Origin of the sequence: Micromonospora sp. 067-2 (assembly GCF_046549295.1) — a bacterium.
Taxonomy (GTDB): Bacteria; Actinomycetota; Actinomycetes; order Mycobacteriales; family Micromonosporaceae; genus Micromonospora.
Window position 1 is genome coordinate 365,062 of sequence record NZ_JAJPWB010000003.1, and the last position, 15,284, is coordinate 380,345.

The 15,284-nt window shown below is 71.4% G+C and carries 13 protein-coding genes; 4 read left to right on the top strand and 9 right to left on the bottom strand.

Annotated features, from left to right (window positions below):
* Positions 1–156: 156 nt before the first annotated feature.
* The 4 genes from ACLJN9_RS08415 to ACLJN9_RS08430 form a co-directional block, all read right to left on the bottom strand.
* Entirely contained in the window at positions 157–1,158 is a 1,002-nt protein-coding gene (locus ACLJN9_RS08415; RefSeq protein WP_410810536.1) for a hemolysin family protein, read from the bottom strand.
* Complete coding sequence (locus ACLJN9_RS08420) at positions 1,151–2,464, bottom strand: hemolysin family protein (protein ID WP_410810801.1); 1,314 nt, start codon at positions 2,462–2,464, stop codon at positions 1,151–1,153. The genes ACLJN9_RS08415 and ACLJN9_RS08420 overlap by 8 nt, the downstream gene beginning before the upstream one ends.
* A gap of 121 nt (positions 2,465–2,585) precedes the next feature.
* Positions 2,586–4,781, bottom strand: coding sequence for a (Fe-S)-binding protein (locus ACLJN9_RS08425; protein WP_410810538.1), 2,196 nt, complete (start codon positions 4,779–4,781; stop codon positions 2,586–2,588).
* Positions 4,782–5,065: 284 nt separating this feature from the next.
* Positions 5,066–5,329 (bottom strand): cell division protein CrgA, encoded by a 264-nt coding sequence (locus ACLJN9_RS08430; protein ID WP_410810539.1) that lies wholly within the window; start codon positions 5,327–5,329, stop codon positions 5,066–5,068.
* A 220-nt stretch (positions 5,330–5,549) separates the two neighbouring features.
* Between ACLJN9_RS08430 and ACLJN9_RS08435 the strand changes: the two genes are divergently transcribed.
* Positions 5,550–6,350 carry a DUF881 domain-containing protein gene (locus ACLJN9_RS08435; protein WP_410810541.1) on the top strand — a complete coding sequence of 267 codons (801 nt, stop codon included), beginning with the start codon at positions 5,550–5,552 and terminating at the stop codon, positions 6,348–6,350.
* 385 nt (positions 6,351–6,735) lie between these two features.
* Here ACLJN9_RS08435 and ACLJN9_RS08440 read toward each other — a convergent pair whose 3' ends face one another.
* Positions 6,736–7,248, bottom strand: a complete 513-nt coding sequence (locus tag ACLJN9_RS08440) for a hypothetical protein (protein WP_410810542.1) — start codon at positions 7,246–7,248, stop codon at positions 6,736–6,738.
* Between ACLJN9_RS08440 and ACLJN9_RS08445 the strand changes: the two genes are divergently transcribed.
* Genes ACLJN9_RS08445 through ACLJN9_RS08455 form a run of 3 tightly spaced genes read left to right on the top strand, consistent with a single transcriptional unit; the run spans position 7,247 to position 9,037 of the window.
* On the top strand, positions 7,247–8,104 hold the full coding sequence (locus ACLJN9_RS08445; RefSeq protein WP_410810543.1) for a class E sortase: 858 nt from the start codon (positions 7,247–7,249) through the stop codon (positions 8,102–8,104). The two genes, ACLJN9_RS08440 and ACLJN9_RS08445, sit on opposite strands and share 2 nt — an antisense overlap.
* A gap of 4 nt (positions 8,105–8,108) precedes the next feature.
* Positions 8,109–8,384, top strand: coding sequence for a hypothetical protein (locus ACLJN9_RS08450; protein ID WP_410810544.1), 276 nt, complete (start codon positions 8,109–8,111; stop codon positions 8,382–8,384).
* Positions 8,385–8,386: 2 nt separating this feature from the next.
* Positions 8,387–9,037: an aminodeoxychorismate/anthranilate synthase component II gene (locus tag ACLJN9_RS08455; protein ID WP_410810545.1), complete on the top strand. Its 651-nt coding sequence runs from the start codon at positions 8,387–8,389 to the stop codon at positions 9,035–9,037.
* Between the two features lie 16 nt (positions 9,038–9,053).
* On the opposite strand, the gene pknB is transcribed toward ACLJN9_RS08455, so the two are convergent.
* The 4 genes from pknB to ACLJN9_RS08475 are packed head-to-tail and all read right to left on the bottom strand — an operon-like array spanning position 9,054 to position 15,277.
* Positions 9,054–10,874 (bottom strand): Stk1 family PASTA domain-containing Ser/Thr kinase, encoded by a 1,821-nt coding sequence (gene pknB, locus ACLJN9_RS08460; RefSeq protein ID WP_410810546.1) that lies wholly within the window; start codon positions 10,872–10,874, stop codon positions 9,054–9,056.
* Positions 10,871–12,283: a protein kinase domain-containing protein gene (locus ACLJN9_RS08465; RefSeq protein WP_410810548.1), complete on the bottom strand. Its 1,413-nt coding sequence runs from the start codon at positions 12,281–12,283 to the stop codon at positions 10,871–10,873. Before ACLJN9_RS08465 ends, pknB begins: the two co-directional genes overlap by 4 nt.
* Before the next feature lies 1 nt (position 12,284).
* Positions 12,285–13,790 carry a peptidoglycan D,D-transpeptidase FtsI family protein gene (locus tag ACLJN9_RS08470; protein WP_410810549.1) on the bottom strand — a complete coding sequence of 502 codons (1,506 nt, stop codon included), beginning with the start codon at positions 13,788–13,790 and terminating at the stop codon, positions 12,285–12,287.
* Entirely contained in the window at positions 13,787–15,277 is a 1,491-nt protein-coding gene (locus tag ACLJN9_RS08475) for an FtsW/RodA/SpoVE family cell cycle protein (protein WP_410810550.1), read from the bottom strand. Before ACLJN9_RS08475 ends, ACLJN9_RS08470 begins: the two co-directional genes overlap by 4 nt.
* Between the last annotated feature and the right edge of the window lie 7 nt (positions 15,278–15,284).

Genomic DNA, 15,284 nt, shown 5'->3' on the forward strand with positions numbered 1-15,284 from the left:
CAACCGACCGCCGGGCGCCTCGCGGAAGGGAAGGGCCGAGGCAGACGACCCACAGCGGTCGGTGCCCCACATTAGGGAAGTGCCGGGCCGTAATCAAGGCGAACCCTGTCACCATCACCGTGCCGCAACCGCTTGCACACCAAGGGTGCTGACCGATTAGCCAACGATTGCGGTCAATACATCGTCGAGGGTGACCACACCGAGCGGGCGCCGGCCGTCGCTGACCAGCACCATGTGCCGCCGCTCGCGGCGCATGGCCAGCAGCAGGTCGGCCAACGTACGCTCCGGCGGCACCACCGCCAGCGGCCGGTAGACCTGCGCCGGCACCGGCGCCCGGCGACCCTGCCCGGCGTACCCGAGGACGTCCTTGACGTGCACGAAGCCGAGCACCCGACGGGTGGACCGCTGCACCACCGGGAACCGTGACCGGCCGGTCCGGGTCGCCAGCACCTCCAGCGATGCCGGCGAGACGTCCTCGGCAACCGTCACGACCGTCGACCACGGCTGCAGGGCGTCCGCCGCGGTGCGGGTGTGCAGGGCCAGGGCGCCGGTGATCCGGGCGTGCTGCTCGGCGTCGAGCAACCCCTCGGTACGGGCCTGGGAGACCAGCCCCGCCAACTCCTCGGCGGTGAAGACCGTCTTCACCGCCTCGGACGCCTCGACCCGCCACAGCGCGAGGACGCGGCGGGCCGCCCACTTCATGGCCAGCAGCAGTGGCTTGGTGGCCACGCAGAACGCCAGCATGGCCGGGCCGAGCCAGAGGGCGGAGAGCTCCGGACCGGCCAACGTGATGTTCTTGGGCACCATCTCGCCGACCACCGTGTGCAGGAAGACCACCACGCCCAGTGCCAGCACGAACGCCACCGGGTGCACCGCCCGTTCGGGCAGGCCGGCCGCGTGGAACGGCACCTGGAGCAGGTGGGCCAGCGCCGGCTCGGCGATCGCGCCGAGACCCAGTGAGCAGACCGTGATGCCGAGCTGGGCGCCGGCGATCATCAGCGGTATCTGGTTCATCGCCGACAGCGCCCAGCGGGCCCGCTTCGACGCGGCCGCCAGCGGCTCGATAACCGTCCGCCGGGACGCGATGAGCGCGAACTCGCCGCCCACGAAGAACCCGTTGCCGAGCAGCAGGACCACGGTCAGCAGAAGCTCAGTCATCGTCGTCCGGCTCCGCCGGGCGCAGCACCCGGACCTGCTCGATGCGGTGCCGCTCGACCTCCACCACGGTGAACTCCCAGCCACCCGCCTCGACCGTCTCGCCGGCGAGCGGAATGTGCCCGAGCCGGGCCATCAGGTACCCGGCGAGCGTCTCGTACGGCCCCTCGGGCAGCCGGAAACCGGTCTGCTCGGCCAGCTCGTCGGAGCGCAGCACCCCGTCGACCAGCGCCGTGCGTTCCCCGCCGGGCACGGTCAGCTCGGCCGGACCCGCGTCGTCCACGCTGGCCGGGTCGAACTCGTCGGCGATCTCCCCCACCAGCTCCTCGACCAGGTCCTCGATGGTCACCACGCCGTCGGTTCCGCCGTACTCGTCGACCACGATGGCCAGGTCGGCTCCGGCCGCCCTCAACGCGGCCAGTACGCCGTCCAGGTCGAGGCTCTCCGGCACGTACACGGCCTCACGGGCCACCGATGCGACCACGGTCGACGCCCGGGCGGCCAACGGCACGCCCAGTGCGTCCGACACTGCCGCGACGCCGGTGACCAGGTCGAGGGTCTCCTCGTACACCGGGAAGCGGGTCCGTCCGGTCTGCCGGGACTGCTCGAGCAGCTCGGCCACGGTCGCCGTGGCGCGTAGCGCGACCACGTCCACCCGGGGGGTCATCGCCTCGGCCGCCCGCTTGTCACCGAAGCGGATGGTGCGGCGCAGCAGCATCGCGGTGTCCGTGGGGAGCGCGCCGGCCCGGGCCGAGATGGCTGCCAGCAGACCCAGCTCCTCCGGTGACCGGGCGCTGGCCAGCTCCTCCTGCGGTTCCACCCCGAGCGCCCGGACCAGCCGGTTCGCCGAGCCGTTCAAACCCCGGATCACCCAGCCGAACGTGCGGGAGAAGGTACGCATCGGGCCGGCGGTGGCCAGCGCCGCCGGCATCGGTCGGGCCAGCGCCGCGTTCTTGGGGACCAGCTCGCCGAAGAGCATGGAGATCAGCGTCGCGAGGGCCAACGCCAGGAACGGCGTGAACCGCTCGGTGTTGTCGCCGGCCACCGGGCGCAGCAGCGGGGAGAAGATCCGGGCCAGGGCCGGCTCGGCCAGGTAGCCGGTGAGCAGGGCGGTGATGGTGATGCCGAGTTGCGCTCCGGAGAGCTGGAAGGACAACTCACGCAGCGCCGTGCGTACCCTCAGGGCGGCCTCGTCGCCGGCGGCCGCCCGCCGGTCGATCTCCGAGCGATCGACGGTGACCAGGGCGAATTCGGCCGCGACGAAGAACGCGTTGCCCACGGTCAACGCAACGAAGCCGACCAGGGGCAACAGCGTGGTCAAGAGCAGGCCGTCGATGTTCGCCTCACCTCGGCGAGATTCTTGCACGACGGCGGCGGCACCCACGGGTGCCGCCGCCGTCGACGGGTGCGAAGCGAGGGGGTACGGAGCCTCAGCCGGCGATCGGCGCGGCCTTCTCGCCCTGCGGCTGCTCCGGCTTGACCGAGCGGAGCAGCACGGTGGCCACGTCGATGACCTCCACCTGCTCGCCGGCGCCCTTGCCGTTCACTCCGTCGCTGAGCATGGTCGAGCAGAACGGGCAGCCGACAGCGACCGTCTTCGCCCCGGTGGCCATGGCCTCCTCGACGCGGTCCACGTTGATCCGCTTGCCGATCTTCTCCTCCATCCACATCCGGGCACCGCCGGCACCGCAGCAGAAGGAGCGCTCGCTGTTACGCGGCATCTCGGTGAGGTCGCCGGCGATCGCGTCACCGAGGACCTCGCGGGGGGCCGCGAAGACCCGGTTGTGCCGGCCCAGGTAGCAGGGGTCGTGGTAGGTGACCCCGCCGTCGACCGGCTGCACCGGCGTGAGCTTCCCGCTGGACACCAGGTGGGCCAGGAGCTGGGTGTGGTGGACCACCTCGAACTCGCCGCCGAGCTGGCCGTACTCGTTGCCCAGGGTGTTGAAGCAGTGCGGGCAGGTGGCGACGATCTTGCGCTTGGCCCGGTCCCGACCCTCGAACGCCTCGTTCAGCGTCTCCACGTTCTGCTGGGCGAGCATCTGGAAGACGAACTCGTTGCCGATCCGTCGCGCCGGGTCACCCGAGCAGGTCTCGCCCTCGCCCAGGATGGCGAAGGAGACGCCGGCCTCGTTGAGCAGGGTGGCCACGGCCCGGGTGGTCTTCTTGGCCCGGTCCTCGAACGCACCGGCACAGCCGACCCAGAACAGGTACTCGAAGTCGTCCACCTCGCCGACCCGCGGCACCTCGAAGTCGAGGCCCTTGGTCCAGTCCTCGCGGGTGTTCTGCGGGGCGCCCCACGGGTTGCCCTTGTTCTCCAGGTTGCGCAGCATCACGCCGGCCTCGGACGGGAAGCTCGACTCGATCAGCACCTGGTAGCGGCGCATGTCGACGATGTGGTCGACGTGCTCGATGTCCACCGGGCACTGCTCCACGCACGCGCCGCAGGTGGTGCAGGACCACAGCACGTCCGGGTCGATGACCCCGCCGGACTCGGCGGTGCCGATCAGCGGCTTGTCGCCCTCGGCCAGCGCCAGCACGTCCAGGTGGGCGAGCTGGGCTGCGGTGGCCTTCTCCTCGCCGGTCAGGTCCTTGCCGCCGCCGGCCAGCAGGTAGGGCGCCTTGGCGTACGCGTGGTCACGCAGGCTCAGCACCAGGAGCTTGGGCGACAGCGGCTTGCCGGTGTTCCAGGCCGGGCACTGCGACTGGCAACGACCGCACTCGGTGCAGGTGCTGAAGTCGAGCAGACCCTTCCAGCTGAACTGCTCGACGTGGGCGACGCCGAACTGGTCCTTCTCGGGGTCGGCCTCCTCGAAGTCGAGCGGCTTGCCCTGGCTCGTCATCGGCCGCAGCGCGCCGAGACCGGAACCGGCCGGCTTGGCCGGCTCGCGCTTGAAGAAGATGTTGGGGAACGCCAGGAAGCGGTGCCAGGCCACCCCCATGGTGACGTTCAGCGAGATGACGATCAGCCAGGTCATCGAGATAATGATCTTGATGACCGCGGCGACGCTCGCCCCGTCGTGCCAGTCGGGCAGCACCGCGCCGACCGCGTGGCTGACCGGAGTGGCCCAGAACGGGTACTCGAAGTGGTCCGTGGCGACCTTGAAGCCCCGGATCACGAACCCGAAGATCAGGACCAGCAGCACGATCCACTCGACGAAGTAGCCCTGCCACATGGTCGAGCCGGTGAACCGGGACCGCCCACCCGGGCGGGTCGGCCGGTTGCGCAGCCGGATCGCCATCAGCACCAGGATGCCGACCAGGCCCAGCACGCCGATGATCTCGGTGGCCAGCCCGAAGACCGTCCAGTGCCCGATGATCGGCAGCCCACCGGTCGGGGTGACCACCTCGAAGTACGCCTCGAGCACCAGCAGCGACAGCACGACGAAACCGACCATCACGAACCAGTGCGCCGCACCCACCACGCCCCACTTGAGCATCCGGGTGTGGCCGGCGGTCTCCACCAGCATGGTCTTCGCGCGGACGAGCCTGTCGGTGAACCGCTCCGGCGCGGGCTGCCCGAGCCGGATGACTGCCACCATCTTCAGGACCGCGCGTACCGCCAGCCACACCGCCACGGCGGTGATGGCGGCCGCGAGGATCGTGGTGACGATCTGGACGCTGCCCATCGAGTTGGCCTCCCCGGTCTGCTGCCTGTCGAGCGCGACCGGGGCCCGGTCAGGACGGGGCCGGCATCGCGCCGTCGCCGCACCTGCGACCGGACCGGTCGATGACCTCGCTCCGCTCGGTCATGCAGTGCAGCCTACGCCGCAAGGTTACCCAGCAGTAACGTGAGTCATCTCGCAGTCGGCCGCGCCGCCTGCGGACACCATAGGGTGCCCCGCCCGGGGCTGCCGGGCAGGGCTCGACGGGGTGACGTGGCTCCTCCGACGTGGGGTGGCGCCGAACCGACTCAGCGCCAGCGGGAGAGCAGCACCAGCGAGGCGACCATCGCGCCGAAGCCCACCGCGAGGTTCCAGTACTGCCACGACGCGACCGGGTACTCCTGCTCGGAGAGGTAGTAGACCACCAGCCAACCGATGCCGGCGACGATCAATGCGACAGCAGTGATCGGAAGCCACACCGGGCTAGGCTTGCGCGACGACGCCGACGCCGTCGGACGGACGTCCGTCGGCGGCGTGTACACCTTCTTCTTGCGGACCTGAGACTTGGGCACGACGCTCTCCAGAGGGGGTGACGACCTCGTCCGGCCTGACAACCGGGCGCAGGGGCGACGGTCCATGGCCAATAATGTTCGACAGTTAGCGTAGTCCCGAACGCCCGCCCGGACCACGAATGGGGTCAGGCCGGCGCACGGAGTGACCGAAAAGGGCGGGACTGTTCGGATCACCGGCCCGCCCGGGGCGGCGATCACCGACACGCGGAAGGAACGCTCGGTGGAGTACACATCCGGTGCGGCCTCCTGGCAGAAGGCCCTCCGACGGGCCGGCGCGGGGCTGCTGCCCCGGCGACCCCGTCAACGCCGACCGGGCTGGTCGATCGGGGTCCCCCTGATCGCCGCCGCGGCAGGGCTGCTCTTCACCACCTCCGCGACCACCGCTGACGGCACCGCGCTGCGTGAGGACCGCCGCCCCCAGCTCAACCAGCTCATCGAGGACCGCCGCGAGCAGGTGGCCGCGAGCGAGAGCCGGGCCGCCACCCTGCGCGGCGAGGTCGAGCAACGGACCGACGCGCTGGCCGACTCCGACGGCCCGATCAAGGCCCAGCAGATGCGCGGCGATCGCGACCTCCAGGCCGCCGGGTTCACCGCGCTGACCGGCACCGGGGTGACGGTGGAGCTGAACGACGCTCCGCAGTCGGGCCAGACCCACCCCGACGCCAGCAACGACGACCTCGTGGTGCACCAGGGCGACGTGCAGGCAGTGGTCAACGCGCTCTGGGCTGGCGGAGCGGAGGCCATGTCAATCATGAACGTCCGCGTGCTCACCACCAGCGCGGTACGCTGCGTCGGTAACACCCTGCTGCTCCATGGCCGGGTGTACTCCCCACCGTTCAAGATCGTGGCAATCGGCGATCCCGCTGCCCTCCAGCAGGCCCTCGCCAGCTCTGAGGGAGTCCAGTGGTTCAAGGACGCAGTCGACGACTACCAACTCGGCTACAAGGAGACCGTCTCCACGGTGAGAGTTCCGGCGTTCGAGGACTCGACCGCCCTGCGCTCGGCGACGGTGCCTAGGTGAGCGGCACCGACGACCGGCGCGACGGGCGCCACCGGGACCAGGCCGACGACCCGACGGCGTTCCTGCCCAAGGTCGACCGGCCCGAACCGGCACCGGGCCGACCGGGCCCCGCCGGCAACTGGCCCGATCCCGTGCTGCCCGCCCGGCCCGCCGCCGCCCGCCCTCCTGGCGCCCCCGAGCCTCCGGCAGCAGCCAACCCGTCCCGGAACGAGCGGTCGGCTCCGCGCCCGGCCAGCGACACCGAGCAGCCCCCGCGCACCGACCGCCCGGCACAGCCCAGCGCCGGTCGGCCAGACCCGCAGCGTGCCCCCGACCGCCCGAGCGGCGAGGCACCGCCGCCCTGGCCCGGCGGCGCCGCAGCGTCTGGGCTCGGCTCATCCGCTGGTCACGGGCGTCCCCCCGCGACCGCCGGCCAACCGACCACACCACACCAGGGACCGGTCCGGTCGGCCGTTCCCGGCAACACCCCGACCCGCCCGCCGACCACCGGCGCCGCGCCGACACGACCGCCGGCCACCGCTGGCACGCCCTCTGCACCGAGCGGCGCCGCGCCGACCGGCGCCGCGCCCACCCGCCCGCCGGCCACCAGTGGCACGCCCGCGGCACCGACCGCGCCAGTCGGCACGGCGAGGGCCGCCGCGGGTACCCCGGGTGGAGCGCCGGCCCGGCCGGCGGCACCCGGCAGCCCGACGCCGCCGGCGACTCCCCGCACCCCGACGCCACCGGGCGGTGACGCGCCCACCGCGCTCATTCCCAAAATCGGCTCCGGTCCTGCCCGGGCGACCGGCTCTCCGGCCGCTCCGGTCTCCCCGGCCGCCCCCAGGCGCGCCGCGGATCCGGCCGCCACCCAACTGATCCCGGCCGTGCCCGCCCGGCCCGCCGCTCGACCGCCGGCCATGGACTCCACCGCGCTGATGGGCGCCGTCCCGCGTACGCCGACCGACGGGCCGGCCGACGCCGGAGACAGCCCCGCCGAGCCGCCCGCGCCCCGACGCGGCGAGCGGGTGGTGCAGCTCCGGCCACACCAGACCGGTGAGGGCTACAAGAGCGTCTACTCGGAGCTCACCCGCCCGTCGCTCGCCTCCCGGGTACGTACCGGCATCCGGGTCACCGGCGAGGTCCTGATCACCTTCGGCCTGGTGGTGCTGCTCTTCGCCGGCTACGAGGTCTGGGGCAAGTCGGCCATCGTCGACGCCCACCAGAACGACCTCGACCGGCAACTCGCCCAGGCGTGGGCCCCGAACGACGATCCGACGGTCGTCCCGTCAGCCGCCCCGAGCGTCAAGCCGTCGCCTCCGGTGCGCGGCAAGCCGATCGCGGGGCTCTACATCCCCAAGCTCGACAAGAACTGGGTGGTGGTCGAGGGCGTCACCCAGGCCGACATCCGGTACGCCCCGGGCCACTACCCGACCAGCGCACTGCCCGGCCAGATCGGCAACTTCTCCGTCGCCGGCCACCGCAACCGGGCCACCTTCTGGCGGCTGGACGAGCTGGACGACGGTGACGCCATCGTGGTCGAGGGTAAGACCGACTGGTACGTCTATCGGGTGTCACAGACGCAGATCGTCAAGCCGACCCAGGTCGAGGTGGTTGCCGCGGTCCCCGGCAAACCGGACGAGAAGCCGACCAAGCGGATGCTCACCCTGACCACCTGCAACCCGAAGTTCGACAACTACCAGCGCTTGATCATCCACGCCGAGCTGGAACGGACCGAACCGAAGTCGGCGGGCCGCCCGGCGGAGCTGGGAGGCTGATCCGATGTACGCGTTCATCTGGCGCAAGCTCCCGTTCGGCCTGGCCGGCAAGCTGGCTGGCTCGGTGCTGCTCGCCACCGCCACGGTTGCCCTGCTCTGGTATGTGGCGTTTCCGTGGGCCGAGCCGCTGCTGCCCTTCGACGACGTCCAGGTCACCCAGGACTCCGGCGTTCCCGGGGACCCGGGCGGCGGGAACGTGGTGACCCCGGCCGGCGAGGAGCACGAGCTGCCCTACGACACCAACCGGAACAACTCCGCGCCCCCCTCCCCGAACAGGTGACCATGCGCGTCCTGGTGATCGACAACTACGACTCGTTCGTCTTCAACCTGGTGCAGTACCTGGGCCAACTCGGGGTGGACTGCGAGGTCCGCCGCAACGACGAGATCGACGTCGCCGAAGTCGGCACGGTGGGTGCCGCCGGCATCCTGCTCTCACCCGGCCCGGGCAGCCCCGACCGGGCCGGGATCTGCCTGGACGTCATCCGGAAGTACGCGGGTGAGCTGCCCATCTTCGGCGTCTGCCTCGGCCACCAGGCGATCGGCGAGGCGTTCGGGGCCACCGTGACCCGCGCCCCCGAGCTGCTGCACGGCAAGACCTCCGAGGTACGGCACCACTCGGTCGGTGTGCTTACCGGCCTGCCCGATCCGTTCACCGCCACCCGCTACCACTCGTTGGCCGTGCTGCCCGAGACGCTCCCCGAGGAGCTGGAGGTCACCGGCTGGACCGGTTCCGGCGTCGTGATGGCGATGCGGCACCGGACGTTGCCGATCGAGGGTGTGCAGTTCCACCCGGAGTCGGTGCTCACCGAGGGTGGCCACGTGATGTTGGCCAACTGGCTCGCCGTCTGCGGCCACCGGGAGGCGCTGGAGCGCGCCCCGGCGCTAGCCGCCGAGGTCGACGCCCGCCGGCGGGCCGCCTTCGCCACGACCTGACACCGGGGGCTTCGGCCTAATCCTCCGGAAGTCGGGTCGGTGGCAACGGGAACGGGAACGGCTGACCGGTGCCGCCCCCTCCGCCGGTGGTGGGCGGTGTGGCCGTCGGGGTGCCCGTCGGCGTTCCGGTGGGAGTCGGGTCGGTGACCGGCTCCGGCTGACTGACCTTGATGGTCACTCGCGTACCGGACGGCTTCTTGTCCTTCGCCTTCGGGTTCTGGTCGGTGACCTTTCCCGCCTCCGCGGCCGGCACCTCCGGCCCGGCCTGGGGGACGACGGTGAAACCCTCGTTGCGCAGGACGCGGGTGGCCTCGTCCAAGCTCAGCCCCACGACGTCCGGCACGTCGCGGACCTTGCCGTTCGAGACCGTGAGCGTCACCTTCGTGCTCTCGGGGACAAGCTGCCCCTCCGGCGGACTGACGCTGAGAACCTCGTCCTGACTCGCCTCGCCATCCACCGTCTTGATGTCGTAGGTGAGCTTCGCCTCCTGGAGTCGGGCGATGGCGCTCTCCCGCTTGCTGCCCTTGAGCCCTGCGGGAATGCGGACCTCTGGCGCCCCGCCACACACCTGGAGAGTCACCAGTTCGTTCTGCTTCAGCTGGGTACCTGCCGCGGGGCTCTGCTTGACGACGTTGCCCTCCGTGCAGTCGCTGGCCAGGATGGGCTCAGCCTGCGCCCGGAAACCGGCGTTGCGGAGCTCGGTGATCGCGGCGACCTGACTCTTGCCGGTGACCGTGGGCACGGATGTCAGGTCCTTGCCCTTCTGCTGACTCCAGATCAGGGCGGCGACGAGCGCGATGACCGCGAGCACGCCGACCGCGCTGAACAACGCGATCAGCCAGGAGGACGCCCTGCGCTGGCGGGGGTCACCGACCCGGGCCGGGATCTGCCGGGTCGTCGGCGCGCCGCCACCGGTCGGGTAACCGCCCCCGCCCGCCGGAGCCATCGCCACCGTTTCGGCCTCGCGCAGCACCGGGGTGGCCAGCACCGGCCGGCCCGCTGCGGCACGGAGCAGGTCCGCCCGCATCTCGCCGGCGCTCTGGTAGCGGTTGAGCGGGTTCTTCGACAGCGCCTTCAGCACGATCGCGTCGACCGCGGGGGTGACGTCCGGGTTGATGTCACTCGGCGTCGGCGGAGCCTCCCGCACGTGCTGGTAGGCGACGCTGACCGGGCTGTCCCCCACGAACGGCGGGTGCCCGCAGACCAGCTCGAAGAGCACACAGCCGGCCGCGTAGACGTCCGAACGGGCGTCCACGGACTCACCGCGTGCCTGCTCCGGGGACAGGTACTGGGCCGTGCCGATCACCGCGCTGGTCTGCGTCATGGTGGTCGCGCCGCTGGCCAGCGCCCGGGCGATGCCGAAGTCCATCACCTTGACCTGGCCGGTCTGGGTGAGCATGACGTTGCCCGGCTTGATGTCCCGGTGGATGATGCCGTGCCGGTGGCTGAACTCCAGCGCCGCGCACATGTCGGCGCAGATCTCCAGCGCCCGGCGGGGCTGCAGGCGACCCTCGGCGCCGAGCACCTCCTTCAGGGTCCGTCCGTTGACGAACTCCATGACGATGAACGGCAGCGTCTCACCGGTGGGCGCGGTCTCCTCGCCGGTGTCGTAGACCGCCACGATCGCCGGGTGGTTGAGCGAGGCGGCGTTCTGCGCCTCCCGACGGAACCGCATCTGGAACGTCGCGTCCCGGGCGAGGTCGGTGCGGAGCATCTTGATCGCGACGTCCCGACCGAGCCGGAGGTCGCGACCGCGATGCACCTCGGCCATGCCGCCATAGCCGAGCAGCTCGCCGACCTGGTACCTGCCACCGAGCAGGCGGGCCTGCGCTGTCATCGCGTCTGTCGTCCTTCGCTCGTCGTCGTCCCGCCGTCGTCCGGCTGGAGCCGTACTCCAAGACGGTACGACGTCCGGGTCGCATCGTCGCGTCCGTCGAGCCCCAGCGCGCCGGACGTCACGGTGTGCGGGGTCGGCGCGCCGGGTTCGCCGGCCTGCGACTGCTCCCGCAGCTTGTAGGAAATCACGCCGGAGCAGACCAGGACCAGTACGGCCAGCAGGATGGCGAGAAGCACCATTCCGGGCCGGGACCGGCGGGGCTCCGGTGGCGGCACAGGGCCGGCCTGCCGTACGTACGCCGGTTGGTGTTCCTGCCGGCTCTGAGCTGGCGGAACCGCCGCGGCGCCGCGCGGGTAACCGGTCGCCGCCGGCGGCCGGGCGTGCGGGACGGCCGGCGCGGCGGTGGTGGGGCGGAGCTGCTGCTGGGCCGGCGCGATCGCGGTCGGCCGCTGCCCGACGGCCGGTGGGCGGTGCGGGGCGGCCGGCGGGCGGAGCTGCTGCGCCTGCGGCACCTGGGCCCGGCCGGGTGCGGCGGGTGAGGACGGCGCCCCGGAGACCGGCCCGGGCTGGCCGCCGGCCCTGGCCTGCTGGGAGAGCGCGGCCTTGAGCTGGCGGGCGACGCCGGCGAGGGCGGCGGCGCTGGGCCAGCGGGCGGCCGGATCCTTCGCCAGCGCCCGTTCAACCAGCGCCCGGACCTGCGGCGGGATGTCGGCGGGCAGTGGTCTGGGCGTCTCCCGGACGTGTCGCATGGCGATGTCGAGCGCGTTGTCGCCCTCGAACGGTCGCCGCCCGGCGAGGCACTGGTAGGCGACCACGCCGAGCGCGTACACGTCCGACGCCGGGGTGGCGACCTGACCGGTGGCCTGCTCCGGTGAGATGTACGAGGCCGTACCGAGCACCGAACCAGCGGCCGTCAGCTGGCCGACCAGGTCGGAGCGGGCGATGCCGAAGTCGGTGAGCACCAGCGTGCCGTTCGGCCGGACCAGCAGGTTGCCCGGCTTCACGTCGCGGTGCACGATGCCCTTCTCATGGGCGGCGTGCAACGCGTCCGCGGCCTGCGCGACGAGTGCCATCGTCCGGGCTGGAGTCAGTCGACCGACCCGGCTCAGCGTGGACGACAGGGCGTCGCCCTCGACGTACTCCATGACGAGGAAGGCGATCTGCTGGTCGTTGCCGAAGTCGTAGACGTCCACCACACCCGGGTGGTTGATGGTGGCCATGGTCCGGGCCTCGCCGCGGAACCGCTCGGCGAAGTCCGGGTCGTCGAGCAGTGCGGGCAGGAGGCTCTTGACCGCGACCGTCCGGCCGAGCACCTGGTCGGTGCCACGCCAGACGTCGCCCATGCCGCCACTGGCGATCCGCTCGTCGAGACGGTAACGGTTGCCGAGCTGGACGCCGGGGCTGAGCATGTCAGCGGCCCCCGGGGTCGGCGATGGCAGCCCGCATGATCTGGCCGCCGATCCGGGCCGCGTCGGCACTGCCGGCGCTGCCGGCCTGCTCCAGCTCCACGCAGACCGCGGAGATCGGGGTGCCGTTCTTGTCCAACGCGAAGCCGATGAACCAACCGTGGTCGGGCCGGTCCGGCGCGGACTGCGCCGTGCCGGTCTTGCCGCCGACCGTGTAACCGCCGATCGCGGCCTTCTTGCCGGTGCCGTTCTGGACGACGCTGACCATCATGTCGCGCAGGTCGCCGGCGACCTGCTCGCTGACCGGCCGGCGCAGCTCCTTCGGATCGGCCGTGTAGTAGCTGGTGGTCCGGTCCGGTGCGAGCAGCTGCCGGACCAGGTACGGCCGCATCTCGCTCCCACCGTTGGCGACCGAGGCAGCGATCATCGCGCCCTGCAGCGGGGTCATCCGGACGTTGTTCTGGCCGATCGAGGACTGGGCCAGTGCGGCCGGGTCGGTGCTGCCGTCCGGGTTCTGCATGGCCCCGGTCCGGCTGGCAGCAGTGCGCAGGCCGCCCTCGCCGAGCTCGCCGACGGTGAGGTCGTCCTGCTCGAAGCCGAACTGCTTGGCCTTCTCCTTGATGGTGTCGGCGCCGAGCCGCACGCCGAGCTGGGCGAAGCCGGTGTTGCAGGATTCGGTGACCGCCTCCAGCAGGGTGACCTGCGCTTCGGGGCAGATCGACGGCGCGGCGTTGCGGATCGGGCTGCCCGATGTGGGCGGGGTGTAGCTGGAGCCGGCCGGGATCTCGGTGGTCTTGGTGACGCCGTTCTCCAGTGCCGCCGCCGCCACCACGATCTTGAAAGTGGAGCCCGGCGGCAGCGTCTCGGAGAGCGCACGGTTCTTCAACGGGCCGTCCGGATCCTGCTCCAGCTTGGCCTGCGCCAACGCCGCCGCTTGGGTGTCGTGACTGACCAGCGGGTTCGGGTCGAAGCTGGGCATGGAGACCAGTGCCTGCACCGCCCCGGTGCGCGGGTCGATGGCGATCGCCGCGCCCCGCTTGACCCCCGGCTGGTTGCTGCGCAGCTGGTCGTACGCCACGTCCTGTGCCCGCTTGGAGAGGGTGAGCAGCACGTTGCCGCCGGCGGTCTCGTTGCCGGTGAACATGTCCTTGATCCGGTCGCCGATCAGCTGGTCGCTGGTGCCGGCGAGGAAACTGTTCTCGACGCGTTCGATGCCCTCGTCAGCCAGGTTGACCGGCTTGTAGCCGAGCACGTGGGCGTACTTTGCCCCACCCGGGTAGCTGCGCTGGAACTTCAGCTGGCCGGTGGTTTCCTTGCTGGTGGCCAGCGCCGTGCCGCCGGCCTCGATGTTGCCGCGCTTGAGCTTGTACTCGGCGACCTGGACCCGGCCGTTGTAGTCGCTGGTGCGGTACTCGTCGGCCTTGTACGCCTGCACCCAGTTGAGGTTCGCGAAGAGCAGGCCGAACAGGACCATGACGACGACACCGACACGGCGCAGGGGCGCGTTCACGGTTTGATCACCTCCGTCGGAGCACCGTGCAGCTGCTCGGGCGGGCCGGCGGCGGGCCGGGAGGCCTTGCCGCCGCCCCCGGTGACCGGCCGGCGGGCTCCGTCGGAGACCCGCAGCAGCACCGCGATGAGCAGCCAGTTCGCCATCAGTGACGAACCACCGGCGGACAGGAACGGGGTGGTCTGACCGGTCAGCGGGATGAGCTTGCTGATCCCGCCGACGATCACGAAGACCTGCAGGCCGAGGGTGAACGCGAGACCACCGGCGAGCAGCTTGCCGAACGAGTCCCGCACCGCGAGCGCGGCGCGCAGCCCCCGCTCCACGATCAGCAGGTACACGACCAGCAGCGCGGACAGCCCGAAGAGGCCGATCTCCTCACCGATACCGGCGAAGATCGAGTCGTTCTGCACCTCGGGCAGGATGCCGGGCTGGCCGCCGCCCGGCCCGGCACCGAAGAGGCCACCGGTGCCGAGCGCCAGCAACCCCTGCACCAGCTGGTAGCCCTTGTTGGTCGGATCGGCGAACGGATCGAGCCAGATCTCGGCGCGCAGGTAGAAGTTGGCGAACGGTCCGCCGACCGTCTCGCCGAGGACGTAGGCGAGGTACGCACCACCGAAGAAGAGCACCAGGCCGATCAACAGCCAGCTGACCCGTTCGGTGGCGATGTAGAGCGTCACCACGAACATGCCGAAGTAGAGCAGCGAGGTGCCCAGGTCCTTCTCGAACACGAGCACCAGGACGCTGATCAACCAGACCACGACCACCGGGCCGAGGTCGCGGCCACGCGGGAAGTCGATGCCGAGGAAACGCCGGCTGGCCAGCGACAGCACCTCCCGCTTGCGCACGAGGTAGTAGGCGAAGAAGACCAGCAGCGCCAGCTTGGCGAACTCACCAGGCTGGATCGAGAATCCACCGATCAGGATCCACAGCTTCGCGCCGTTGACCTCGGAGTATGCCCTCGGCAGCACCGCCGGGATCATCACCAGCACGATGCCGGCCAGACCCAGGGTGTACGCGTACCGGGAGACCGAGCGGTGGTCACGCATCACCGCCAGCAACCCGGCGGCGAGGACCACCGAGACGAGCGTCCAGGCCAACTGCCGGCCGCCGACCCCGGCGAAGTTGGCCAGGCTCTCCCGGTCTACCGCGTCGGCGTCGCCCAGGTCGATCCGGCGCAGGAAGCCCACCCCGATGCCGTTGAGCAGAGCCACCGCCGGCAGCAGCGCCGGGTCGGCGAACGGGGCGAGGAACCGGATGACCAGGTGCAGACCGAGGAAGACCGCGCCGAGCGAGGCGGCGGGTATCCAGAAGTCCGGGGTCACCGTGTCCAGCAGGTTCGCCTCCACGGTTGCGGAGTACGCGGCCACCAGCACCATGGCGAGCAGAAGCAGGGACAGCTCGGCGTTGCGGCGGGACCGCGCCAGGCGTACGCCGGACTGCTCGCCCGCGTTCGCGGGCGAGGGTGCCGGTGTGGCCGCTACGGTCACGGGTGGA

Bases quoted from the DNA above. Each gene is read 5' to 3' on its own strand.
- ACLJN9_RS08415 (WP_410810536.1), bottom strand. From the start codon at position 1,158: ATGACTGAGCTTCTGCTGACCGTGGTCCTGCTGCTCGGCAACGGGTTC.
- ACLJN9_RS08425 (WP_410810538.1), bottom strand. From the start codon at position 4,781: ATGGGCAGCGTCCAGATCGTCACCACGATCCTCGCGGCCGCCATCACC.
- ACLJN9_RS08445 (WP_410810543.1), top strand. From the start codon at position 7,247: ATGGACTCCACCGCGCTGATGGGCGCCGTCCCGCGTACGCCGACCGAC.
- ACLJN9_RS08440 (WP_410810542.1), bottom strand. From the start codon at position 7,248: ATGGCCGGCGGTCGAGCGGCGGGCCGGGCGGGCACGGCCGGGATCAGT.
- ACLJN9_RS08450 (WP_410810544.1), top strand. From the start codon at position 8,109: ATGTACGCGTTCATCTGGCGCAAGCTCCCGTTCGGCCTGGCCGGCAAG.
- ACLJN9_RS08455 (WP_410810545.1), top strand. From the start codon at position 8,387: ATGCGCGTCCTGGTGATCGACAACTACGACTCGTTCGTCTTCAACCTG.
- pknB (WP_410810546.1), bottom strand. From the start codon at position 10,874: ATGACAGCGCAGGCCCGCCTGCTCGGTGGCAGGTACCAGGTCGGCGAG.
- ACLJN9_RS08465 (WP_410810548.1), bottom strand. From the start codon at position 12,283: ATGCTCAGCCCCGGCGTCCAGCTCGGCAACCGTTACCGTCTCGACGAG.